The following is a 24,126-nucleotide window of genomic DNA, read 5'->3' on the forward strand; positions in this document are numbered from 1 at the left end:
CCTATATATTATTGTTCCATTCTCCTTCAAAAACCGTAACGGCCTCTCCTGTCATATAAACTCTATCATTCTTTTCATTCCACTCAATATCCAGATTTCCACCTAACAAGTGTAATACAGCTTTTCTATTAGCCTTTCCATTTAGGACAGCAGCGACTAACGAAGCACAAGCTCCGGTTCCACAAGCGAGGGTTTCGCCCGTTCCACGCTCCCAAACTCTCATTTTTAAATGGTCGGGAGATAAAATTTCTACAAACTCGACATTGGTTCTTTTAGGAAACAGTTCATGGTGTTCTATGAGCGCTCCTATATGATGTAAGTCGTATCGCTCCATCTCATTGAGAAAAATGACGGTGTGAGGGTTTCCCATCGAAACACAAGTTATATTGAATGTATTATTCTCTATCTCTAACGGATAAGATATAATTTCACTCAAAGATGTATTTACAGGAATTTTCGGGGCAGATAGGATAGGATTTCCCATATCGACAGAAACCCTATTTACGGTTCCATTTTTTACATCTAAAATCAGGTGCTTAATTCCAGCCAGCGTTTCAAGAGTCAATAGGGTTTTGGAAGTCAGTCCTTTGTCATAGACATATTTTCCTATACACCGAGAGGCGTTTCCACACATTTCTGCTTCTGTACCATCTGCATTGAACATTCTCATTCGAAAATCACAATGATCTGAGGGCATAATAACGACTATCCCATCGGCTCCAATGCCGAAGTGCCTGTCACTCATTCGTCGAGATAATGCACTTAAATCTGCCGGTAATTTCTCGAAACCATTCAGATAAATATAATCATTACCTGCACCCTGCATTTTTGTGAATCTCATAAGAGTATTCTTTTTGATACTACAATTTAGCTTTTAAGAACTAATTGTAGTTATTTTGAGACAAAAATAGTCGTTTTGATAAATATGATAATAAAATATAAATATAAATATTGTATAAATATATTTCGATAATATAAACAACTATCTGTATATTATTGCAGAATAATAGCATAACAAAAATTTATTTTTACAATATGTTTATAAAACCGGAAGAATAGGGATTTTTTCATTACCTTTGCATGGTTTTCACGATAGAAATCCACAATATTTATTCGAGCTAATTACTAATACAAAATATAATTCTATCGTAATGCAAACAAAAAGAAAGGCTTCTCTAATCCTTGATGATGGAACCGTATTCGAGGGGAAATCATTTGGCTACGAAAAACCTGTTGCTGGCGAGGTTGTCTTTAATACGGCTATGATGGGTTATCCCGAAAGTTTGACAGACCCCTCCTACTCCGGTCAAATTTTAGTTACTACTTATCCGCTCATCGGGAATTATGGCGTACCTCGTCGTGAAGAGGAAAATGGATTGTCTCGATTTTATGAATCGGAAAAAATCCATGTCGAAGCGTTGGTCGTATCGGACTACTCGTTTGAATACAGTCATTGGAATGCTGATAAAAGCCTTGCCGATTGGTTGAAAGAAGAAAAAATCGTAGGAATTTACGATATCGATACTCGAGAGTTAACCAAACTATTGAGAGAGCATGGTTCCATGAAAGGGAAAATTGTTTTCGAAGATGGTGAAGATATTGATTTCGTCGATCCTAATTTAACTAATTTGGTCGCCAAAGTCAGTTGTAAGGAAGTAATTCGATATGGTAACGGTAATAAAAAAGTAGTATTGGTAGATTGCGGCGTAAAACACAATATTATTCGCTGCCTACTCAAAAGAGATGTTACAGTCATTCGAGTGCCGTGGAACTATGATTTCAATACGATTGAATATGATGGGCTGTTTATCTCTAATGGCCCGGGGGATCCTGATATGTGCGATGTTACGGTAGAACATATTCGTAAAGCCATGAATGGGACCAAACCAATATTTGGAATATGCATGGGGAATCAGCTTTTATCGAAAGCCGGAGGTGCTCGCACCTATAAACTTAAATACGGTCATCGAAGTCACAATCAACCCGTGCGGCAAGTCGGGACGAATAGGTGTTTTATCACCTCTCAGAATCATGGTTTTGCAGTCGATAATTCGACACTTGGATCTGATTGGGAACCGTTGTTTATCAATATGAACGATGGCACGAATGAAGGAATACGGCACAAATCGAAGCCTTATTTCTCGGCGCAATTCCACCCGGAAGCGGCTAGCGGGCCAACCGACACGGAGTTTTTATTTGATGAGTTTGTAAATATGTTGTAATCCGGAAATAAAAAGCCTTATGAATCAAGCTGAAATAAAGAAAATCAAAAAAGTATTATTGTTGGGCTCCGGAGCCTTGAAAATAGGTGAAGCGGGTGAATTTGACTATTCTGGGTCACAGGCATTGAAAGCGCTCAAAGAAGAGGGTATCACGACTATTCTTATTAATCCCAATATTGCGACGGTACAAACTTCGGAAGGAGTGGCAGATAAAATTTATTTTCTGCCGGTTACCCCCTATTTTGTAGAACGTGTCATTCAAAAAGAAAAACCCGAAGGGATACTTCTGGCTTTCGGGGGACAAACAGCTCTCAACTGCGGTGTTCAACTCTATCAATCTGGAATATTAGAAAAGTATAACGTACAAGTTTTGGGAACTCCGGTTCAAGCGATTATGGATACCGAAGACCGGGAACTTTTCGTTAAAAAGTTAGATGAGATTGATGTTAAAACCATTAAAAGCGAGGCTGTCAATTCGATAGAAGATGCAGCGAAGGCCGCCTCCGAGTTGGGTTATCCTATTATTATCAGAGCGGCCTATGCATTAGGAGGATTAGGCAGCGGTTTCTGCGATAACGAGGAAGAATTGCGTGTAAAAGCGGAAAAAGCGCTTTCCTTTTCTCCACAAATACTGGTGGAGAAATCGCTGAAAGGCTGGAAAGAAATAGAATATGAAGTCGTTCGAGATCGTTACGACAACTGTATTACAGTATGTAATATGGAAAATTTCGACCCGTTGGGGATTCATACGGGCGAAAGTATCGTGGTAGCGCCTTCTCAGACATTAACCAATAGCGAATATCATAAATTGCGCGAATTAGCCATACGGATTATACGCCATATCGGTATTGTCGGAGAATGCAACGTACAATATGCGTTCGATCCTAGATCGGAAGACTATCGGGTCATCGAAGTGAATGCGCGGCTAAGTCGTTCGTCGGCTTTGGCTTCTAAGGCTACCGGATATCCTTTGGCTTTCGTTGCAGCAAAATTGGGATTGGGATACGGGTTGTTCGATTTGAAAAACTCGGTCACCAAAGAGACCAGTGCTTTCTTTGAACCAGCTCTTGATTATATCGTATGTAAAATTCCTCGTTGGGACTTGGGAAAATTTCAAGGTGTAGACAGGGAGCTCGGATCAAGTATGAAATCGGTCGGAGAAGTGATGGCTATCGGCAGAACGTTCGAGGAAGCCATTCAAAAAGGACTCCGTATGATTGGTCAAGGAATGCATGGATTCGTTGAAAATAAAGATTTGGTTATTCCTGATATCGACAAGGCATTGCATGAACCGACGGATAAGCGGATATTCGTGATCAGCAAAGCCATGCGTGCAGGGTATACCGTCGATCAAATACATGAATTAACGAAAATAGATCGCTGGTTCCTGCAAAAATTAATGAACATTGTTCGTACAGCTCAGGAGCTGGAAACTCTCGACGAATCGATCGCACAATTCAAAAGCGATAAAAAGGCCGGGGCGGAATTGATACGTCGGGCGAAAATACAAGGGTTCTCCGATTTCCAAATAGCACGAGCCATTTGGAAAGATAAAATGGAAGATTGCCATATGCAATGGGTGCGTGAATATCGTAAATCATTGGGGATTGTTCCTGTTGTAAAACAGATCGACACGTTGGCAGCCGAATATCCGGCTCAAACCAATTACCTTTATTTGACTTATAGCGGTATTGCCAACGATGTGAAATATCTCGGAGACAAAAAATCTATTGTCGTATTGGGATCAGGCGCTTACCGTATAGGTTCCTCGGTGGAATTCGATTGGTGTGGAGTCCAAGCGTTGAACACAATACGTAAAGAGGGCTATCGGAGTGTAATGATAAACTACAATCCCGAGACTGTTTCGACAGATTACGATATGTGTGACCGACTCTATTTCGATGAATTGACCTTTGAACGGGTAATGGATATTCTCGAATTGGAAAATCCTCATGGGGTTATTCTTTCGACCGGAGGTCAAATACCGAACAATTTGGCTACCCGCCTTGACGAGCAGCATGTTAATATATTGGGGACGACAGCCAAAAGTATTGATAATGCAGAAGACCGTCACAAGTTCTCTTCTATGCTCGACTCGTTAGGTATAGACCAACCCCGTTGGCGAGAACTAACCTCGTTGTCAGATATTTACGATTTCGTGAAAGAAGTCGGTTATCCGGTATTGGTTCGCCCCTCTTACGTGCTTTCCGGTGCGGCAATGAATGTTTGTTCGAACAATACGGAGTTGGAGCAGTTCCTACAACTGGCAGCTAATGTTTCTAAAAAACACCCTGTCGTTGTGAGTGAATTTATTCAGAATGCCAAAGAAATAGAAATGGACGCTGTTGCCCGTAATGGTGAAGTCCTGATTTATGCCATATCCGAGCATATTGAGTTTGCCGGTGTTCACTCTGGTGATGCGACCATACAATTTCCACCTCAAAAATTGTATGTCGAGACTATGCGGCGTATCAAGAAGGTTGCCGGACAGATTGCTCAGGCGCTTAACATATCGGGGCCTTTCAATATTCAATTTTTAGCCAAAAACAACGATATCAAGGTCATCGAGTGTAACCTGAGAGCTTCTCGGAGCTTTCCTTTTGTATCGAAAGTATTGAAAATTAATTTTATCGAGTTAGCTACCAAAGTAATGATGGGGCTTCCTGTGGAAAAACCGAATAAAAACGAATTTGATTTAGACTATGTCGGGATTAAAGCATCTCAATTCTCGTTCTCCCGGTTGCAGAAGGCCGACCCCGTATTGGGTGTGGATATGGCTTCGACCGGCGAGGTCGGTTGTATAGGGCTCGATACGAGTGAAGCGGTATTAAAGGCTATGCTTTCGGTCGGATATCAAATACCCCAAAAGAATATTTTACTTTCAACGGGAACAACAAAGCAGAAAGCCGATATGCTTGAAGCTGCGCAATTATTGTATCAAAAGGGATATAATTTATTTGCAACAGGAGGGACTCACCAATTCCTTACCGATAACGGCATTCCTGCGGTGAAAGTATACTGGCCTAGTGAAAGTGACCATGAGCCTCAGGCATTAGAAATGTTGCACAATAAACAAATCGATTTGGTAGTCAATATTCCCAAGAATCTAACTCAAAAAGAGTTGGATAACGGATATAAGATACGCCGAGCCGCCATTGACTTTAATATCCCGCTTATTACGAATGCCCGGTTGGCATCGGCATTTATTCAGGCATTTTGCAGTTTGAGTATCGATGATATACAAATCAAAAGTTGGGACGAGTATAAATAGAAATAAAAGAGTGATGATAGATAAAAATAGGGTGTCCAATAAAGATACCCTATTTTTTATTTACTCAATGTTTTATATGAAAGAATATGCCAAGTTATGCCTATCGCTAAAACTATAAAAAGAGTTGCTAACCATATATTTCCAGTCATGAAAAATGAACAATACAGCAAAGTCAGCCAAACTAATGAAACGGAGATAACCTTTACTCGTAGAGGGATAGCTTTGTTTTCCATGAAATTTCGAATGTATGGCCCCAACTGTTTATGATTCAATAGCCACTTATATAGTCGCGGGGAACCACGAAACCATAAAATACTAGATAACAAAAGAAATGGTGTTGTAGGTAATAAAGGTAGAAAAATCCCCATAACTCCTAAACAGAGAGAGATACTTCCTAAAACGATATATATGACTTTCACATCACAAAAATACAATAAATATCGAATATGCTTTATAAATAATAAGAAAGGGAGTATCTTTTCAGATATTCCCTTTCTTATTATTTGTCAGGAAATCGAGGAATTACATCATTCCACCCATGCCGCCCATTCCGGGAGCCGGCATAGCGGGTGCAGGATTTTCCTCTTTCTTATCGGCAATCACACATTCTGTTGTCAAGAACATGCCTGCGATAGAGGCTGCATTTTCCAGAGCTACACGAGTTACCTTAGCCGGGTCAATAACGCCTGCTGCAAAGAAATTTTCATAGGTATCTGTACGGGCGTTGTATCCAAAATCTCCTTCTCCGTCTTTAACCTTTTGAACAACAACAGCCCCTTCCACTCCGGCGTTAGCGGTAATTTGGCGAAGAGGTTCTTCTATGGCTCTTTTTACAATTTCAATACCTGTCGTTTCATCTTCATTTGCTCCCTTTAAACCATCTAATGCGGGGATACAACGAATGTATGCAACACCTCCACCCGGAACGATGCCCTCGGCAATAGCTGCTCTTGTAGCGCTTAACGCATCGTCTACACGGTCTTTTTTCTCTTTCATTTCGACTTCGGAAGCGGCTCCAATATAGAGAACTGCGACTCCACCGGCTAATTTGGCTAAACGTTCTTGCAGTTTCTCACGATCATAATCGGAGGTTGTCGTTTCTATTTGGGCTTTGATTTGGGCAACGCGTGCAGCGATGGAATCTTTGCTTCCCATACCGTTGACAATCGTGGTATTCTCTTTGTTTACCGTAATCTTTTCAGCACGACCTAACATTTCGATTGTCGTCGATTCCAATTTCAATCCTTTTTCTTCAGAAATAACTACACCACCTGTCAAAACAGCTATGTCTTCGAGCATTTCTTTACGACGATCCCCGAATCCGGGAGCTTTTACAGCACAGATTTTGAGAGACCCGCGCAAACGGTTTACAACCAAAGTTGCCAAAGCCTCACTATCAACATCTTCTGCTATAATCAGTAAAGGACGACCAGTTTGTGCCGTAGCTTCAAGAACGGGAAGCATATCTTTCAAGGCAGAAATCTTTTTGTCGTAGATCAAAATATACGGAGTATCCATTTCGCACTCCATTTTCTCGGTATTCGTAACGAAGTAAGGAGAAATATATCCTCGGTCGAACTGCATACCTTCTACAATATCGACAGTCGTATCGGTACCTTTGGCCTCTTCTACCGTGATAACACCTTCTTTCTTCACTTTCTTCATAGCCTCGGCAATGAGCTGACCAATCTCGCTATCGTTATTGGCCGAGATACGAGCAACCGATTCGATTTTCTCAAAATCGTCGCCCACTTCCTGAGCCTGAGCCTTGATACCTTCTACCACTTTGGCTACGGCTTTGTCGATGCCTCGCTTCAAATCCATGGGGTTGGCTCCGGCAGCTACGTTTTTAAGTCCTACGTTTACGATGGCTTGTGCCAATACTGTTGCTGTCGTTGTTCCGTCACCGGCATCATCGCCTGTTTTAGAGGCAACTTCTTTTACCAATTGAGCACCCATGTTTTGAAATGGGTCTTCTAATTCTATTTCTTTGGCAACTGTCACACCATCTTTTGTAATATGAGGAGCACCAAACTTTTTCTCAATAATTACATTACGTCCCTTAGGACCGAGAGTGACTTTAACGGCATCTGCCAATTCATCGACTCCTTTTTTCAATTCTTCACGAGCTTGAATATTGAATTTAATTTCTTTTGCCATAGTTTTTTACCTAATAAAGTTAAACATTAAACACATTAAAGAATAGCTAAAATATCGGATTGTTTCATGATCAGATATTTCTCACCATCTAACTCGATTTCGGTACCTGCATATTTGCCATATAAAACAGTATCGTCGGGTTTTACCACCATTTCTTCGTCCTTCGTACCATTACCAATGGCGATCACTTTACCTTTGAGGGGTTTTTCCTTTGCCGAATCGGGGATAATAATACCACCGATTGTTTTTTCTTCTGCGGGAGCTGGAAGTACCAATACTCTGTCTGCTAATGGTTTAATCTTCATCGTTTTTTATTTTAGTTAATGTTTCGTTTTATATATAATGTTCTCGCTTTCGTGAGAACATTATATATATATCCAAATCTATGCCAAAAGATTTATTTGCTTAAAATCTGACAAAACGTCACCTGAGAATTGTGGCGTCGAAATAATTACTGACAAAGATTCCTCCTCTTTTCACTTAGAAAGAACAGGTGTCATTGTCGAAAATTTATTCAAGAAGGAATGGCTATTAATGGAGTGTCGGTGTGAAATAACATTTTGTGAGCGATACTCGGATTGAAAAGACGTGCAAATATATTTCGTTTACGATTGGGAACAACCATAACATCTATGGCCGATTCATGAAAAAGTTTTTCTACGTTATCTAAAAAATTTTCCTCACCGATAATCTTATAATCTATTTCTCTTCCCGGATAATGAGATTGACAGTAGTCTCGAATACCAGCTAATTTAATTTCTGTCCATGCATCGCTTTTTTCCGTTAAGTGTAAAAACATTATACCAAACGAATAGTTTTCGAATAAACGCATGAACGTGTCCAGAGAGATTAAATCCTGTTGATCGAAATTAGTAAAAAAAGCAATGTTTTTTATTTCGTTCATACAAGTATGAGTAAATCCTTCTGGGACAGCGAACACCGGGAAATTACCGGAATCTACTACTTCTGCCGTGACACTCCCTATTAGATCGATCTCTTTACGAGTTTTTCCCCTTGAACCCATGACTATGAGCGATGGATTCAACTCCTTAGCCATTAAGATTATCGTATCTTCAGGGACACCTTCACACACCCTATAAATGAATGGTGCAAAAGGAAAATCTCCATCTGTCATCAATCGCTGCAATTTTTCGCAAAAGTTTGCCATCTCCCGATTGGCCTTTGCGAATAATAGTTTATGTTCTTCACTCTCTTTTAATTCATAGGAGATTGTCTCTGTCAAGGAGAGTGACCCTGTGGAGAAAGGAGATAAAAAAGTATGTAGTAATACAACTTCTGCTTGATGGGTAGCCGCAAAATCAAAACCTAATCGACATGCCTGTAAAGAATAATCAGAGAAATCGATAGGTATAAGAATCCTATTTTTCTGTGGTTTGTCAGAAATTTCTGATTTTCCAAACACTGGATCGGTTTCTAAAATCTCGAGGGCGTGAGGCAAATCTTTCTCATGAATTCGCACTCGCACCCCCGGAGATATAACTGGTTTTAATAAATTGACATTCTGAATTACGACAGCTATTCCTTGACTTTCCAAAACGCCCTTTAAAATAAGAGCCTTTGGATAAGTATGAATCGCCAACGTTATCAACCTGTCTTTTTTCATTGTCAATTTATCCCTTTTATTTTTTATTTTCTTCTTCAAGAATACGAATTGCCATATCGTATATTTGCGTATTATCAAGGACTACGATTCCCCCGTCGGGCCCCGGTTCTATGTGAAGGCCGCAATTTTTCCCAAATGAATAATTACTGCCTCCGAAATAGTTACGTACGGTCTGTGTGGTAACATTCAACTCATCTGCTATTCTATGCATTGAACCATCTGGCAAACTGTCTTTGATGCGACGAAGTTCGTTAAATGTGATTGTCTTAGTCATAAGGGTAATGTTTTTATGGTTAATTATTTGGTTAATTGTACTCAATTGAATACGCAATAAATTTATGCTCTATTTTCTTTATATCCAAATTTTGTGAGTAAAATTTTATGAAGCATCAAGAATATGTTGCAATCAAGGCATAAACAGCTATGCAGAGTACACTTAAATAGATTACTCCCGTCGTTATTCGTATATCGGGATCTTTTATGTATGGCGATTCCCTATTGTTCAAGAATTTTTTATTTAACAAAAAACTTCGGAATCCATTTAATACAATACAAATTATGACAGCAATAATTGTTCCCGAAATTATCCCCGCTAAGATATCACCCGGATAATGAACGCCTAAATATATGCGTGAATAGCAATTTACGATAGCCCAAAGGAGCGATGTGAATGCAAAAAATTTATTCCGAAAAATCATGGATAACAGAACCACTGCTCCGAAACTATTCGCAGCATGGCTGGATATGAATCCATAACGTCCGCCTCTATAACCATTTACTATTTGCACAAATTCGGATAATTCAGGATCACGGGCTGGTCTCAATCTGGCGAAGTAAGGTTTACACAAAGTAGAGGCGAACTGGTCGCAGCATGTAATGGTTATTGCGAGAGCTACACAGACCAATAGAGCTTCTTTCCAATTTTTTCTGAATAGGACAAATAGAAGAGATAATATCAAAGGTATCCATGTGTATTTTCCTGTATATACCCACATGAATTTATCTCCAAACGGGGTATGCATACTATTTAAAAATAGTAATAATTCTTTATCCCATTCTATTAATTGTTGGAGTATCGACATAGAATTAGATAATTTCTATTGACGAAGAGGGTAACCACCCGCGATTTCCGTCACTTATCTTGACCTCGGACCAGTCTCCCAATTTACTTAATATAGAGACCTTAGTCCCTTCATGTAAAATAAAGAGGTCTGTTCCACTTTCTGCCGGAGAACTTTTTACCGGAACAGTCGCAGCAAATACGATGGCTTCACTGCGGGCTTTTAACTTACTATTCAATCCCCATGCAAACCAATTGGCAAGAACAGCAATCAAGAAAAGTATAATTCCTCCAAAAAAACCGAATTTCTTTGCTTTGACAGATTTGGAGAACAGATATAAATACAAACCTCCGATAAACAATAGAAATGAAACTATTCCTATGACAGCCCATGTATTCGATGACAAAAAATTGCGTAATGAATCTATCCATACGGAAAGAAAGAACTTACCTACCGGATCGATTTTATCAACGATGTGGGTATTGGCCATCTCTAAGTTAAAACGGGCATCTTCATTACCGGGATTCAGTAATAGAGCTCGTTCGTAATTTAGTATTGCTTTCGCAAACTCATTGTGTTTATAGTAAGCATTGCCTAAATTATAATATAAATCGGACGATACGCCTTGTTCTCTTAATGTCTGCTCATATAATTCTATTGCCTTAATGTAATCTTCCTGCCCATAAGCTTCATTGGCTTGTGTCAAAGTTGTCTGGCTATATATAGGCGATATTCCTATAACTACAAAAAGTAAATAAATATATATCTTTTTCATTTTTCCCTATTTTACTTTTTTACTGTATTTTCCATTCTGCTTATAGCATCGAGAGTTTGTGAATATAACTCCTCCATAGTTTCATTTGACTGTGCCGGTGCATATTGAGCGAACTCACATCGACTCAGGATATCATTAAACGTAGATATTAGATCTTCTCCTGCCCCATATTTTTCCAGCTCAGTTGCAACATTGTCCTTAGTAAGTTCAGAAAGCGGCAGGCTGAGTTTATCGCTCAAATATCCCCATATGGCTTTGAGTACTTCGTCGTAAAAATGTTCTTTGTCATGATTTTTCAGATATTTCCCTGCAACTTTCAATCGCTTCAATGCGACCTTATTGGCCTTTTTGTTTTTCATCAGAGCGACATTGGCATTCGCTTTTGCTTGTTTGCGATTTATAAGTACAAAAATACAAAAAGCTAATGACGGTAAAATATACCATAACCAATATTTCCAATTATCTACATATATCGAAGGAGTCTGCACCAAGTTCATCTTGTTTAATTTAATGTAGTGAATGTCTCGGTTCAGTAATTTTAAATCTTCTTTGTTGGAAAAATTAGAAACGGTTTTTCCACCTTCACCAGAAGCACCTTTTTCGACTGTAATCTCGTACTCTTCTGTATGTAAAGTTTTATATTGTTTGGATTTTGTATCGAAATAGGAGAACTCTACTGCCGGTATTTTGAATTTACCCGCAAAACGAGGAATCGTAGTATATTCTACCGTCCGAGTACCACTAACTCCTCCTGTCGTAGCTTTTACCGAAACATCTACTTTGGGGTCGTAAGTATCGAAATCGTTGGGTAATTTCAAATCGGGATTTTTCATATATTTCAAATTTCCCGAACCCTTGAATATCAATTTTAAAGTTATTGCTTCATTTGCTTTCACATGTGTAGAACTAATCGAGCTACTCAATGTAAAATTACCTACTCCTCCCATAAATGAGACCGGTTTACCCGCTGGTAGAGGCATTACTTCGACAGAAGCAGCATTCGAACTAACAGATCGACTTACCCCTTGTGGAACTCTCATCGGGCCGAACGGTCCATTAACGAGTTGGTATGTTTCTACTTGAAATTCGAATTTTCCCGGATTTATAGTTATTTTCCCGGTACGTTGAGGGAACAAAAGGCATTGTTTCAAAATCGCCATTTTATAGTTCACCCCATTGTAATTTTCCAATTCGAACGACGTGTTTTGAGGTAAGTCTATATCTTGTACCACAAATCCTTCGAATGAAGGGAAGCTATAATTCTCTGCTTGTACACCCGATGCCCGAGTGTATAATTTTATCGTTGCCAGCAATGCTTCTTGTTCATATACTTTTGTCTTCGAAAGTACGGTTCGAATAAATAATTCCGTATTTCCAGCATCTTCTCCCATTGACTGTCTCGAAGCACCGCCTGCCGAGGACGATGTTTTATCGGGAGGAAGTATCGTTAACTTCCATGTATTGGTAGAAAAAGTACGCCCATCGGCCGAGATTGTAGCCGGTGCAAAAGTGTAGCTACCTTCTTTTTCCGCTCTCAAAGTAATTACATGTGTTTCTGTTGTTTGTCTATCGACATTACCGTTTACAACAGATACACTCGTGCCTGAGCTCGTTCCTTGATATAATACTTTACAGCCAGAAAATTCAGGTAACCTCAAATCTTTACCTGATGCATTATACAAAGTATATTCCAATTGGAATTGTTGCCCTTGTATCACTTGTCTGGGGCCATCTACTGCAAACCGCACATTATCGGCCCACAGAGTTGCCATACAGACCAAAGCCCCAAACATTATTAAATATCTTCTCATAACTATTTATATAACTATGTTATATGATTCTACCATTCTTTATCGGTCTTTCTACGTTTTTGTTGCTGCATCAGCGCTTTTTGGACTTTTTCTTGTGTATCTCGTTCGTCCTGTTGAATCGCATCGAGAATTTGTTGTGCATTCTCTTTCGACATTTGAGATTGTTGTGGTTGTTGCTGCTGTGGTTTATTTTGTTCTTGTTGATCTTTATTTTTATCTTGGTTATTTTGATTGTTGTTTTGCTCTTGTTGATCTTGCTTTTGGTCTTTTTGTTGATCTTTGTTCTTATCTTGCTGGTCTTTGTCGTCGTTTTTATCTTGATTTTGTTGCTCTTGTTGTTGTTTCTTTAACAGCAATTGTGCCAGTCTGAGGTTGTAACGCGTCTCGTCGTCCTTCGGATTTCGTCGGAGAGCATTTTTATATTCTTCTATACTTTGAGCATAATTTTTTTCTTGGAACGATATGTTTCCAAGATTATGCCAAGCGTGTGCTGCTCGTAAAGAATCGGACGATGCTTGTACGATTTTTCTATATTCGTTGCGAGAATCATTCCATTTCTGCTGTTTGTAAAGCGCCGCACCTAAATTGTATGTTGCAATTTCCGACGAAGGGTTAGCTTCCAGAGCTTTACGGTATTCGATCTCAGCTTCGGTATATTTTTTATCGTTAAATAATCCGTTCCCTTTTCTAATCGTATTGCGTTCGACTTTTTCATCTATTTTATTTTCACCTTGCGCAACAGCCTGTGCATTCTCTTGTGCGAGCAAACTCATTGTCATGCTCATCAACACAAAATACATTATATATCTGATAGATTTCATATCTCAACATATTTATGAAAAGAAGGTTATCTTTTTTAACCAACTGTTCTTTCTGTCTACAATAAACACATCTACTATTAATAATAACAATGCTATCCACGCCAGCCCCTGAAATTGTTCATCATATTGCGAATAGACCTTACTCTCAATATCGGCTTTTTTCATTTTCTTTACTTCTGAGGTCAAGGCTCTCAATGCACTATTGGTATTATCGGCTCGAACATAAATACCAGTTCCTGCCTTTGCTATTTCTTGGCCGAGAGACTCGTTCAATTTCGAAATAACTACATTACCATCTCTGTCTTTAATAAAGTTATTTTCACTGTTCCCGGTCGGGATAGGAACACCTTCCAACGACCCGATACCGATTACATCTACTTTAATATTTTTTTCGGCCGCAGCTTTTGCCATTTGAACAGCATCGTCTTCATGATTTTCTGCATCGGTTATGACAATGATTGCTTTATCTACCCCTTCATTGGGTGTAAATGAATTCATCGCAGTAGAAATAGCCCGACCAATAGCTGTACCTTGTGTCGGAACCATATTAGGATTAATGGTATTCAAAAACATTTTAGCCGACACAAAATCCGATGTAATCGGTAACTGAGTATAAGCATCTCCTGCAAAAACAATAAGACCTATCTTGTCGTTGTCCAATTCATCTACGAGTTTTGACAACATCATCTTTGCTTTTTCCAATCGATTAGGCGCTATATCCTTCGCCATCATCGAATTGGAGACGTCTAGCGCTATCATAATTTCGACGCCTTGTTTCTTTACGGTTTCGAGTTTAGAACCGAACTGGGGCCGCGCCAACATAAATACAATGACAATAAACGCCAATTGTTGAATAATAAATTTAATCCACGGTTTATATTTTGAGACATCGGTCATCAAAGGAGCCAGCACCGACGGATTGCCGTACTTGGCCAAATTACGTCGAGACCGATAACGCCCATAGATAAACAGTCCCCACAATATAGGAACAATGATCAATAAATATAGGTATTCAGGTTGTGCAAATCGAAACATAATCAACTTCTGTTTAAGGAATATTTTTCAATAACGTATGACGAAGAACAATTTCCAAACCTAAGCATAAGAGAGCCATTAATGCCCAAATAGTGTATTCTTCCTCTTTTACACTGAATTCTTTAACTGTTAGCTTCGTTTTCTCCAATTTATCTATTTCCTCAAAAATACCTTTGAGGACGTTTTTGTTCGTTGCCCTGAAATATTTTCCGTCTGCTGTCTCTGCAATTTGCTTCAAGGCTTCCTCGTCCATTTCGACCGGCATATTCTGATATGTAATGCCATACGGTGTCTGAACCGGTGTAGATGCTAATCCTTTTGTTCCCACCCCTATCGTATAAACGTGGATTCCAAACGACTTCGCTATTTGTGCCGCAGTCGCCGGCGCAATGTCACCGGCATTGTTCGTACCATCGGTCAGCAGTATGATTGTCTTCGATTTGGCTGGTCCGTCTTTTATTCTGTTAATAGCGGTTGCCAAACCATCACCGATTGCGGTTCCATCGTCGACCATACCGCAATGAACATCTTTCATTAAATTAAGAAGGACGGCATGATCTGTTGTCATCGGACACATGGTAAAACTTTCCCCAGCGAAGATCACCAAGCCTATATTGTCGTGCTCTCTCCCGGAAACAAACTGTGCAGCTACATCTTTTGCCGCCTCTACTCTATCCGGTTTGAAATCGCGGGCTAACATACTTCCAGAAATGTCAAGGGCAAGCACTATATCCACTCCTTCGGTAGAGGAATTTTGCCAGCTATCGGTAGATTGGGGACGAGCTAATGCAATAATCAAAAGAACCACTGCCAAAACGCGCAAAACAAAATTGAAATGTCGCAGGTAAATTTTGTATGTACGCGGCATTTTATCGAATGGCTGTGTCGTAGAGACTTGTAGTGCAGCCTGCATACGCTTCTGTTTAAGAATATACCATGCTATTACCGGTATAATCAATAACAACAGAAGTAAATATAAAGGATTCGCAAATACCATTTTCAAATTATTTTAAAGGCTGTTATCAACCTTCGTTCAACATCTCTTTTCATTCCGTTTTTTCGGAAGTCTGATTCTCGGATTCAGGAGCCTTTTCTTCCGGTTTAGTCTCTTCAACAAAAGTCTCGGCATAACGCATTACCTGCTCATTGTCGTCCGGCAGAGGTCTCATTTTTGCGAACTTCACGAAATCGGCCATTTCAAGAATATCTCGTAATTGCCGATTGACAGCTTTTGTCTCTTCGTTACGATGCAATGTTTCAATAATTTGAGAAGAAGTCATTTCCATTGCATTGATATGAAATCGTTCGTCGATATACTCTCTAAGAATCTCCGTTAAAGTCGTATAATAGGCCTTCTCCTGACCTTGTTGCCAAAGTTTAGAGTCCTTTAATTCGTGTAAAGCTTGTATTGCCCGGTCATAAGGCGGAACCAACATTTTTTCATCGATAGTTTCTTCGCCTTTTTTCCGCCGGCCCCAACGCCAATATGCATATATTCCTGCCGCTATGACGATTAAAGCGACCAATAAATATATTACCCACGACGGAATGTAATCCATCAATACGAAAGGTGGTGCATCTACTCCTTTTATATCGAACTCTGCATGAGTTGTATCAACCGGAACCGGTACTACTTTGAGACTCAACGCCTGAGTCTCGAAAGTATCGTCTTCTATGACATATTTGAACGGAGGTAGATAATAAAGTCCCGAATCGAACGAGGTGACAAGAACTTCATTATTTATTTGTATCCGATTGTTTTTCAAATCGATCGTATCGGGTTTGGACACCTTCAACACTTCTACACCTGTAACAAGCGTATCTTGAATAATGGGTAACCTCACAAATTTATCTTTATCCTGAGAAACCTCTAATCGCACCGTAGTTTGATCTCCCATCATAATAGCGGCAGAATCCATTTGGGCTCGCACGACTATATTATTCTGGGCAGATACAGTTGCCATAAATACCGGCAATACAGAACAAAGACCTAACAACTGTAATATTATATACCTTCTTTTCATATATACATAGATTTTTAATCTACCCTCTTCGCTTGAAGAGAGTCATAAGGGCTACGACAAAATCATCGTTTGTTGCGATAGTCGCTAAATCGACTCTACTTTTACGTAAAGTCGAAAGCATTCTTTCTTGTCTCGAATTCCACCAAGCGGCATATCGGTTTCGCACGTTTGCCGAAGACGAATCTACCCACTGCTCACACCCTCGCTCGGAATCTTGGAGTTTAATCAATCCTACATCGGGTAATTGAGTTTCACGTCGGTCATATACTTGTATTGCCACCAAATCGTGACGACGGTTAGCTATCGATAAAGCATTTTTATAATCGTTCCCGTCTACGAAATCAGAAATCAAAAATGTCGTGCATCGTTTCTTGATCGCGTTTGTCATATATTCCAGAGCCAAACTTATATTGGTTCCTGTACTCTCGGGTTGGAAGTCTATAAGTTCTCGTATGATATACAAAATATGCTTGCGGCCCTTTTTGGGGGGTATGAATTTTTCTATCTTATCGGAAAAAAATATCATACCTATCTTATCGTTGTTTTGTATAGCCGAGAATGCAATAGTTGCAGCGACTTCGGCCATCATCTCACGTTTGGCCTCTCCTACCGCTCCAAAATTTCTACTGGCAGAGACATCGACCAAAAGCATGACTGTCAATTCCCTTTCTTCTTCAAATACTTTCACGTAAGGTTTATTGTAACGTGCCGTCACGTTCCAGTCTATATCTCTTACGTCATCGCCATACTGATATTCTCGGACCTCGGAGAACGCCATACCCCGACCTTTAAAAGCCGAATGGTATTGCCCCGCAAATATATTACGGGAAAGACCTCTCGTCTTTATCTCGATATGACGAACTTTTTTCAACAGCTCACTGGTTTCCATAAATTATATCCCGAACATCGTTTAGGGAACTTCTACCTTGTTGAGTATTTCACTAATAATTTCTTCTGCGGTCATATTGTTGGCCTCGGCTTCGTAGCTCAACCCGATACGATGACGCAATACATCGTGACAAACGGCTCGCACATCTTCGGGAATAACATAGCCCCGTTGTTTTAAAAATGCATAAGCCCGGGCTGCTAAGGCCAGACTAATAGATGCACGAGGAGAGGCTCCGAATGATATCATTTCTTTCAGCTCTCCCAAACCATAATCTTGGGGGAAACGTGTTGCAAATACGATATCGACAATATACCGTTCTATTTTTTCATCTATATAAACTTTTTGGACAATCTCTCTCGCTTCAATAATCTCAGACGGTTGCAGAACGGGTTTAATATCTATTTTTCGTCCGCTTATATTCTGACGTATAATGAGTTTCTCTTCTTCTTTTTTAGGATATCCGATGATTACTTTAAGCATAAAACGGTCCACCTGTGCCTCTGGTAACGGATATGTACCTTCTTGCTCTATCGGGTTCTGAGTAGCCATAACCAAAAACGGATCGTCTAATTTAAACGTCTGCTCACCAATGGTAACCTGACGTTCCTGCATGGCCTCTAATAGCGCACTTTGTACTTTTGCCGGAGCCCGGTTAATTTCATCTGCCAAAACAAAATTGGCGAAAATAGGACCTTTCTTGATTTGAAATTGTTCTTTTGCCTGACTATATATCATCGTACCCATGACATCGGCAGGCAGTAAATCGGGCGTGAATTGTATGCGGCTATATTTTGCATCAATGAGAGAAGCCAATGTTTTTATAGCCAAAGTTTTTGCTAACCCCGGTACACCTTCAAGCAAGATATGTCCGTTGGATAACAATCCTATCATCAGTGAATCCACCAAATGTTTTTGACCGACAATAACTTGATCCATGCCTTGTGTTATCATATTCACAAACGAACTTTTACTGGCGATCAGATCGTTCAACTCCCGAATATCTACTGTTTCACTCATACGTTTTATCTTTTTATATTTTTAATTTATACGTTTTTTGACTTTCTCTGTCGCAAAATTAGCCATACACTGGTTCTATATATACCCAATCGCGTTAAAAATGGCTAACTATTCACTTAAAAAAGACTAAGTCGCTAACTTATTCAGCTAACGACTCGGTTGGTATTTATTCATAACGACTCTGTATTTTCGCGGCTAATGCCTTAGCTTTCTCGACAGAAGTCCTATTGTTTGCATCAATATCATATTTCGATGCACTTGGAATGGTTAAACGAGTCCCAATCGGAACCTGATTAGGATTTTTAATCACGTCCTTGTTTTCTTCATAAATGTACACCCAAAATGCCTTATGCCCAAAATATTTTCGAGCCAATGTCGTCAGAAATATTCCTGATCGAATAGTTTCTATAACCGGCTTGACCTCAGGCGCTGCGAGGGGAGAAGCCGAGATTACCGAATCTTTAAGGACAGAATCCTTTTCCATTTCTGAAAGTGTATCTTTATTTTCCGGTAGAACAACCAATTCGGGATTGTTGTTCATGGGTCGCGAATCGATCGACTGCTTTCCCAAAGACAGAGTATATTCTCCGATTTTCACAACATAAGGGCTATCATTTCCCATAAAAAATATACCTCCGGCCAAGCATATTATAATAATGCCGAATGTGGACAGTACCCCCCACCAGAATGATTTTCGAGAAGCCGATTTCCGCAAATAATCTTCATAACAATCTTCCTCTTTTTCTTCTACTTTCGTCTCTGATTCGGGTTGAATAACTTCCTCTTGAAATTGTAATGATACAGTAGATTCAGAAGATTCTTCATCGGCTGATTTATCTTCCTGAATATATTCATGAGCAGGTTCTATGGGTTCATCTTCCTCTTCTTTTTCTCGAATTTCTTTTGAATCTTGTAGTTCTACATTTTCGGTATTACAAATGTCGTTATTTTCATCTATATCTTGACTTGGAACGGCCGTCATATCCTCAATCGGCACATGATCATTGAGGACTTCGACAGAAAAGCTGGAAAATGGGGCATTAACAGCTTCACGCAATACTTTATCAGGGATAAAAGACAGTTTATAGTGCCCCGGTATCTCCACAGGTTCTCCGGTTTGAACATTGATACTTCCTCGGGCTTCTACCCATATAGGTTTAAATAAGCCTAACCCGTTTATTCTCAACTCTTCACCGGAAGTTATGACTTCTGTTGAAACAGTAAAAAATTCTTTCAAAAAAGTTTCAGCTTCTTTCTTCGTGATATTCATCTTTGAAGAAAGCAATCCAACCAAATCGGGAAAAGATATTTTTTCGTTCATTTGGAAGACAACATTTTAAGTTTAGTTTTAATAGCACTCCCCGGTTTAAATGACAAAATCATCTTGGGAGGGACAAGCATACGCTTACCGGTTGACGGATTCACGACTACTCGTTCTAATTTCTTTTTGGGCTCGAATAACCCGAATCCTTGTATTGCCACAGTGTCCATCTGAGAACAACGTTCCTTCAAAATTTGAAGAAATGCAGACATGTAGCTGTCGATTTCTCCTTTATCTTTGCCCAATCGGGATTGTAATTGTATCAAAAAAGATTTATGATCCATTCTCCATTATTTTTTTATTGAGAGAAGTTTGTTTGTACCATTAATAGCCTATGTGCAAATTTAGAAAAAAATTTGTACAAACGTACATTATTTGTATATTTACCGTTACTTAATCAACATAAACCACTATGGAAAATGTTCGAAAATATTTTAAACGCGATATAAGTTGGCTTTCTTTTAATTACAGAGTATTAATGGAAGCTATGGATCATGCGGTTCCGTTATTTGACCGAATAAAATTTTTGTCTATCTATCAATCCAATCAAGAAGAATTTTATAGAGTGAGAGTATCGGAATATCACCAAATACTATCTGATCCGCTACAAAGTACTGAGGATAAACGACAGGCAGAAAATACACTGAGCGCAATCAATCAAGAAGTAAATCGACAAGTAGATATTTTCAATAAGTTCTTTTTCAACGAGATTATACCTGAACTTGAAAAAGAAGGAATGGTGTTGTATCACAACGAACAAATAGAAAATTGTCATCGAGAAGAGATTCGTAATTTCTTTAAAGAAGAGGTATTTCCCTTTCTACAACCGGTCTTGATACTAAAAAATGATATTGTCTCTTTTTTACGAGATAATCGACTTTATTTGGCCATAAAAATGTACAAGAAAGGAGATCCCGATAGACAACCGTTTTATGCCCAAATAAAGATACCATTTAGTAAAGTACCTCGTTTCATAAATCTCACACCTCACGATGGCAAAAATTATCTGATGTTTATTGACGATATGATCGCCTTAAATTTAGACGTCGTATTTCCCGGATTTATTATCGATTCTCACTATGCGATAAGAGTCTCTCGCGATGCAGATTTTTCCATAGAAGCCAAAGAGGTAGCGAACATCGTTGATGCGGTACGCAAGCGCGTAAAAAAGAGAAAAATAGGGAATGCCAATCGACTGGTTTACGATGGCTGCATGCCCTTAGATATGCTGCAATACATTTGTGATGCCTATGATATTCCTCACGGGCAGTGTATTCGATCAGGGAGATACCTTAATTTGGAAGACTTATCGAAGTTACCGAATCTAACCGGAAAAGAATTAAGCGAAGTACTCCCCTCGCCTATGCAGATACCGGCATTCGACAGAGCACCAACCATGTTCGAAGTTATTCGGCAACGGGATTTTCTAATTCATTTTCCATATCAGTCGTTTAGTTATTTAACCCGTTTTCTTACCGAGGCTGCCGATAATCCTAACGTTACCGACATAAAACTCACCCAATACCGTGTCGCTGAAAATTCCGAAATCATAGATCGTTTACTTTATGCAGCACAGAAGGGAAAACAAGTAACTGTATATGTAGAGATAAAGGCACGGTTCGACGAGGAAAACAATATCATAACTTCCGAACTGATGCGAAAATCTGGTATCCGCGTGGTGTATAGTACTCCCGGATTAAAAGTGCATGCAAAAGCATTATTAATCAAATGTTCTACACTTCACAAAAATCAGCCACAAGCTTATGCTTTTTTAAGTACAGGGAATTTTAATGAAAATACGGCTCGAATTTATTCGGATATGGGCCTGTTCACTGTAAATAGGGAAATTACCAGCGAATTGGATAAATTATTTTCCATTTTAGACGGCTCGTCAAATGACCGATATTTCCAAACTTTATTGGTCGCTCAATTCAACATGGTTGATGTGTTGAAACGGAAAATAAATTTTGAGATCGAAGAGGCTCGTCAAGGTCGGAAAGCCCATATTATATTAAAAATGAATGGGCTGCATGATACGAATATGATAAATGCTCTTTATGATGCCAGCGAAGCGGGTGTACATATAGATTTGATCGTAAGAGGTATTAATTGTTTAGTTCCCAACCAACCTTACAGTCGCAATATCCGTATGATTCGCATAATAGATTCTTATTTGGAACATGCGCGTATTTGGTATTTTTACGCTGGTGGACATGAGGATATATACCTTTCTTCGGCAGATTGGATGCGACGGAACTTGAACAGACGCATTGAGACTGCTGTTCCCATATTCGACCAAAGCATAAAAAATGAAATATTATCAATTATATCTCTTCAACTGCAAGATAATGTCAAGGCTTGCTATATAGACGAAAATTTAGAAAATCACTATGTTCAAAGTCGGGAAGCAAAGCTCCGTTCTCAACGACACTGCTTTCATCTGTTAGAAAAATATTCTATTCCCGACACACAGTCTGTGATACCCGAAATTTTTATCAGTTGATTGGGATTTACTAATTCATTATTCGGTAATTTCAACATTGTTACCTTCCGGGTCGAGTATAGTACTCTCATAAAATCCATCACCGGTAAGCCGAGGTTGTCCTATAACCGTATATCCATCGGTTTGCAAACGTCGGGTAAGCTCGTCGACAGCTTCTCGACTACCTACCGATATAGACAAATGGGCCAAACCTTTCACTTGGCCTCGGTTGAAAGGCATATCTAAAATATCAGGACGATTCATTAATTCAAGACAAGCTGTTCCCTCATCAAAAGATAAAAAATAAGAAGTAAATTTCTTAGATTCATTGACATATCTGTCATTACATAAAGCACCGAAATATTTCATATAAAAAAGACGAACCGATTCGATATCGTCTACCCATAGTGCAACGTGATTAAGTTTCATATGAATGTGTAATTTTTGTACAAATGTACATTACTTATCTATATTACAAATTCTTGTCGATTAAAAAAAGTTAAAAGAATAACGATTATCATGTGATTTTCATTCTATTTTTTATTATTATTTTTGCAGAAAAATCTCAAATTATGAAAAAGATAGTATTTTTATTTCTAATTTGTATGCCGATATGTCAGGTTGTATCGGCTCAAACCTTAAAGAAGCAGAACCAAATGCTGAAAGATTCCATCGGTATTATGCACAAAGTAATCGATGAAAAGTCTTCGGTAAATAGTGCTTTATCGAAAGACAACAGTACACTTAAAAATCAAAATGTATTACTAAAAGCCAGTAAAGACTCATTGATTAAAGAGCAGAAAACACTTCTCGGTAAATATAAAAATTTATCAGAAGAAAACGATTTATTAAAAGACTCGCTTTTTATATATCGGGGCCAAAATAAAACATTGCATTTGCAAGTAGATAGCCTTAATACAAAAATTGGGAATCTTACCGAAGAAATGAATACAAAACTTGATTACATGGCTAAACAAGAAAAAATTTGGGGAAGGAAAAAATACTTCAATATTTCTTATGGTATGCCTTCATTAGCCCGGGGTAATGGCTTAGAAAAATTAAATAGTGATTTTGCTGTGGCTATAAACCGAGGAAATACTTATTATTTGCACAAAAAGCCTCTTTTCGGAATGTTGAAATTCGGATTGGATTGGACAGTCTTCGATATAGCAGCAGCAAAATATACCGTAGAAGAAAGTGATTTTGAAGACGGCGGAGATATTTATAAAGCTGAAATCGGAATGCAGTTTGGTACTTCTATCACGATTAATCCGGTCGATTTCTTAAAAATAAACGTATATTTCCGTTATGATCCGACTTTCTCCGTCGCATATAATCAAGACAGTGATTTCCTGATGAACTATGGATCTTATTTTAATACAGGTTTAGCAGCTTCATACAAAGTTATATCTCTTGGCGCTGAATATCGTTGGGGTACGACTTCGTATAAGATAGATGAAGAAAATCAAGATTGGAAAGTATCAGGCGCATACCTATATGTTAGTTTCCGATTCTAATCGGTATAATTTATTATGGAGACACAGCCGATAGGATTTACGTCTTATCGGCTGTGAATTTTTCGAACAATTTGCCAATATATAGATTTTATATCT

22 protein-coding genes are annotated in these 24,126 nt (G+C 38.9%); 4 read left to right on the top strand and 18 right to left on the bottom strand.

What is annotated here, in order from left to right:
• Nucleotide 1: 1 nt before the first annotated feature.
• Nucleotides 2-841, bottom strand: coding sequence for a diaminopimelate epimerase (dapF, locus tag HMPREF9448_RS07880; RefSeq protein WP_008862068.1), 840 nt, complete (start codon nt 839-841; stop codon nt 2-4).
• 310 nt (nt 842-1,151) lie between these two features.
• Here dapF and carA point away from each other — a divergent pair, with 310 nt between their 5' ends.
• Both carA and carB read left to right on the top strand, forming a co-directional pair.
• On the top strand, nt 1,152-2,222 hold the full coding sequence (gene carA / locus HMPREF9448_RS07885; RefSeq protein ID WP_008862070.1) for a glutamine-hydrolyzing carbamoyl-phosphate synthase small subunit: 1,071 nt from the start codon (nt 1,152-1,154) through the stop codon (nt 2,220-2,222).
• Nucleotides 2,223-2,241: 19 nt separating this feature from the next.
• Complete coding sequence (gene carB / locus HMPREF9448_RS07890; RefSeq protein WP_008862071.1) at nt 2,242-5,493, top strand: carbamoyl-phosphate synthase (glutamine-hydrolyzing) large subunit; 3,252 nt, start codon at nt 2,242-2,244, stop codon at nt 5,491-5,493.
• 56 nt (nt 5,494-5,549) lie between these two features.
• On the opposite strand, the gene HMPREF9448_RS14440 is transcribed toward carB, so the two are convergent.
• The 16 genes from HMPREF9448_RS14440 to HMPREF9448_RS07965 form a co-directional block, all read right to left on the bottom strand.
• Nucleotides 5,550-5,912, bottom strand: a complete 363-nt coding sequence (locus tag HMPREF9448_RS14440; protein WP_083855855.1) for a YbaN family protein — start codon at nt 5,910-5,912, stop codon at nt 5,550-5,552.
• A gap of 103 nt (nt 5,913-6,015) precedes the next feature.
• Nucleotides 6,016-7,653 carry a chaperonin GroEL gene (groL, locus tag HMPREF9448_RS07895; RefSeq protein ID WP_008862073.1) on the bottom strand — a complete coding sequence of 546 codons (1,638 nt, stop codon included), beginning with the start codon at nt 7,651-7,653 and terminating at the stop codon, nt 6,016-6,018.
• A gap of 35 nt (nt 7,654-7,688) precedes the next feature.
• Nucleotides 7,689-7,958: a co-chaperone GroES gene (locus HMPREF9448_RS07900; RefSeq protein ID WP_008862074.1), complete on the bottom strand. Its 270-nt coding sequence runs from the start codon at nt 7,956-7,958 to the stop codon at nt 7,689-7,691.
• Between the two features lie 209 nt (nt 7,959-8,167).
• Nucleotides 8,168-9,277, bottom strand: coding sequence for a universal stress protein (locus HMPREF9448_RS07905; protein WP_008862075.1), 1,110 nt, complete (start codon nt 9,275-9,277; stop codon nt 8,168-8,170).
• A gap of 16 nt (nt 9,278-9,293) precedes the next feature.
• Nucleotides 9,294-9,551 carry a hypothetical protein gene (locus HMPREF9448_RS07910; protein ID WP_008862076.1) on the bottom strand — a complete coding sequence of 86 codons (258 nt, stop codon included), beginning with the start codon at nt 9,549-9,551 and terminating at the stop codon, nt 9,294-9,296.
• A 115-nt stretch (nt 9,552-9,666) separates the two neighbouring features.
• Nucleotides 9,667-10,359 (bottom strand): phosphatase PAP2 family protein, encoded by a 693-nt coding sequence (locus HMPREF9448_RS07915; protein ID WP_008862077.1) that lies wholly within the window; start codon nt 10,357-10,359, stop codon nt 9,667-9,669.
• Between the two features lie 4 nt (nt 10,360-10,363).
• A complete protein-coding gene (locus tag HMPREF9448_RS07920) occupies nt 10,364-11,113 on the bottom strand; it encodes a tetratricopeptide repeat protein (protein WP_008862078.1) in 750 nt (249 codons plus the stop codon).
• Nucleotides 11,114-11,124: 11 nt separating this feature from the next.
• Nucleotides 11,125-12,924: a BatD family protein gene (locus tag HMPREF9448_RS07925; protein WP_008862079.1), complete on the bottom strand. Its 1,800-nt coding sequence runs from the start codon at nt 12,922-12,924 to the stop codon at nt 11,125-11,127.
• 29 nt (nt 12,925-12,953) lie between these two features.
• Nucleotides 12,954-13,745 (bottom strand): tetratricopeptide repeat protein, encoded by a 792-nt coding sequence (locus tag HMPREF9448_RS07930; protein ID WP_008862080.1) that lies wholly within the window; start codon nt 13,743-13,745, stop codon nt 12,954-12,956.
• A 12-nt stretch (nt 13,746-13,757) separates the two neighbouring features.
• Nucleotides 13,758-14,780 (bottom strand): vWA domain-containing protein, encoded by a 1,023-nt coding sequence (locus HMPREF9448_RS07935; RefSeq protein WP_008862081.1) that lies wholly within the window; start codon nt 14,778-14,780, stop codon nt 13,758-13,760.
• 13 nt (nt 14,781-14,793) lie between these two features.
• The gene (locus HMPREF9448_RS07940; protein WP_008862082.1) at nt 14,794-15,777 is read right to left on the bottom strand and encodes a vWA domain-containing protein; all 984 of its coding nucleotides are present in this window, start codon (nt 15,775-15,777) and stop codon (nt 14,794-14,796) included.
• 49 nt (nt 15,778-15,826) lie between these two features.
• Nucleotides 15,827-16,804 carry a hypothetical protein gene (locus HMPREF9448_RS07945; RefSeq protein WP_008862083.1) on the bottom strand — a complete coding sequence of 326 codons (978 nt, stop codon included), beginning with the start codon at nt 16,802-16,804 and terminating at the stop codon, nt 15,827-15,829.
• Between the two features lie 19 nt (nt 16,805-16,823).
• Nucleotides 16,824-17,693 (bottom strand): DUF58 domain-containing protein, encoded by an 870-nt coding sequence (locus HMPREF9448_RS07950; protein ID WP_008862084.1) that lies wholly within the window; start codon nt 17,691-17,693, stop codon nt 16,824-16,826.
• Nucleotides 17,694-17,714: 21 nt separating this feature from the next.
• Entirely contained in the window at nt 17,715-18,710 is a 996-nt protein-coding gene (locus HMPREF9448_RS07955) for an AAA family ATPase (protein ID WP_008862085.1), read from the bottom strand.
• Between the two features lie 166 nt (nt 18,711-18,876).
• The gene (locus HMPREF9448_RS07960; RefSeq protein WP_008862086.1) at nt 18,877-20,031 is read right to left on the bottom strand and encodes an HU family DNA-binding protein; all 1,155 of its coding nucleotides are present in this window, start codon (nt 20,029-20,031) and stop codon (nt 18,877-18,879) included.
• Entirely contained in the window at nt 20,028-20,315 is a 288-nt protein-coding gene (locus tag HMPREF9448_RS07965; RefSeq protein WP_008862087.1) for an HU family DNA-binding protein, read from the bottom strand. The genes HMPREF9448_RS07960 and HMPREF9448_RS07965 overlap by 4 nt, the downstream gene beginning before the upstream one ends.
• A gap of 128 nt (nt 20,316-20,443) precedes the next feature.
• Here HMPREF9448_RS07965 and ppk1 point away from each other — a divergent pair, with 128 nt between their 5' ends.
• Nucleotides 20,444-22,534 (top strand): polyphosphate kinase 1, encoded by a 2,091-nt coding sequence (gene ppk1, locus HMPREF9448_RS07970; protein WP_008862088.1) that lies wholly within the window; start codon nt 20,444-20,446, stop codon nt 22,532-22,534.
• Nucleotides 22,535-22,552: 18 nt separating this feature from the next.
• On the opposite strand, the gene HMPREF9448_RS07975 is transcribed toward ppk1, so the two are convergent.
• Nucleotides 22,553-22,942 (bottom strand): VOC family protein, encoded by a 390-nt coding sequence (locus tag HMPREF9448_RS07975; protein WP_008862089.1) that lies wholly within the window; start codon nt 22,940-22,942, stop codon nt 22,553-22,555.
• A gap of 143 nt (nt 22,943-23,085) precedes the next feature.
• Here HMPREF9448_RS07975 and HMPREF9448_RS07980 point away from each other — a divergent pair, with 143 nt between their 5' ends.
• Nucleotides 23,086-24,030, top strand: coding sequence for a hypothetical protein (locus HMPREF9448_RS07980; protein ID WP_051008904.1), 945 nt, complete (start codon nt 23,086-23,088; stop codon nt 24,028-24,030).
• Nucleotides 24,031-24,126 lie beyond the last annotated feature (96 nt).

This window comes from Barnesiella intestinihominis YIT 11860, assembly GCF_000296465.1.
Lineage (GTDB): Bacteria > Bacteroidota > Bacteroidia > Bacteroidales > Barnesiellaceae > Barnesiella > Barnesiella intestinihominis.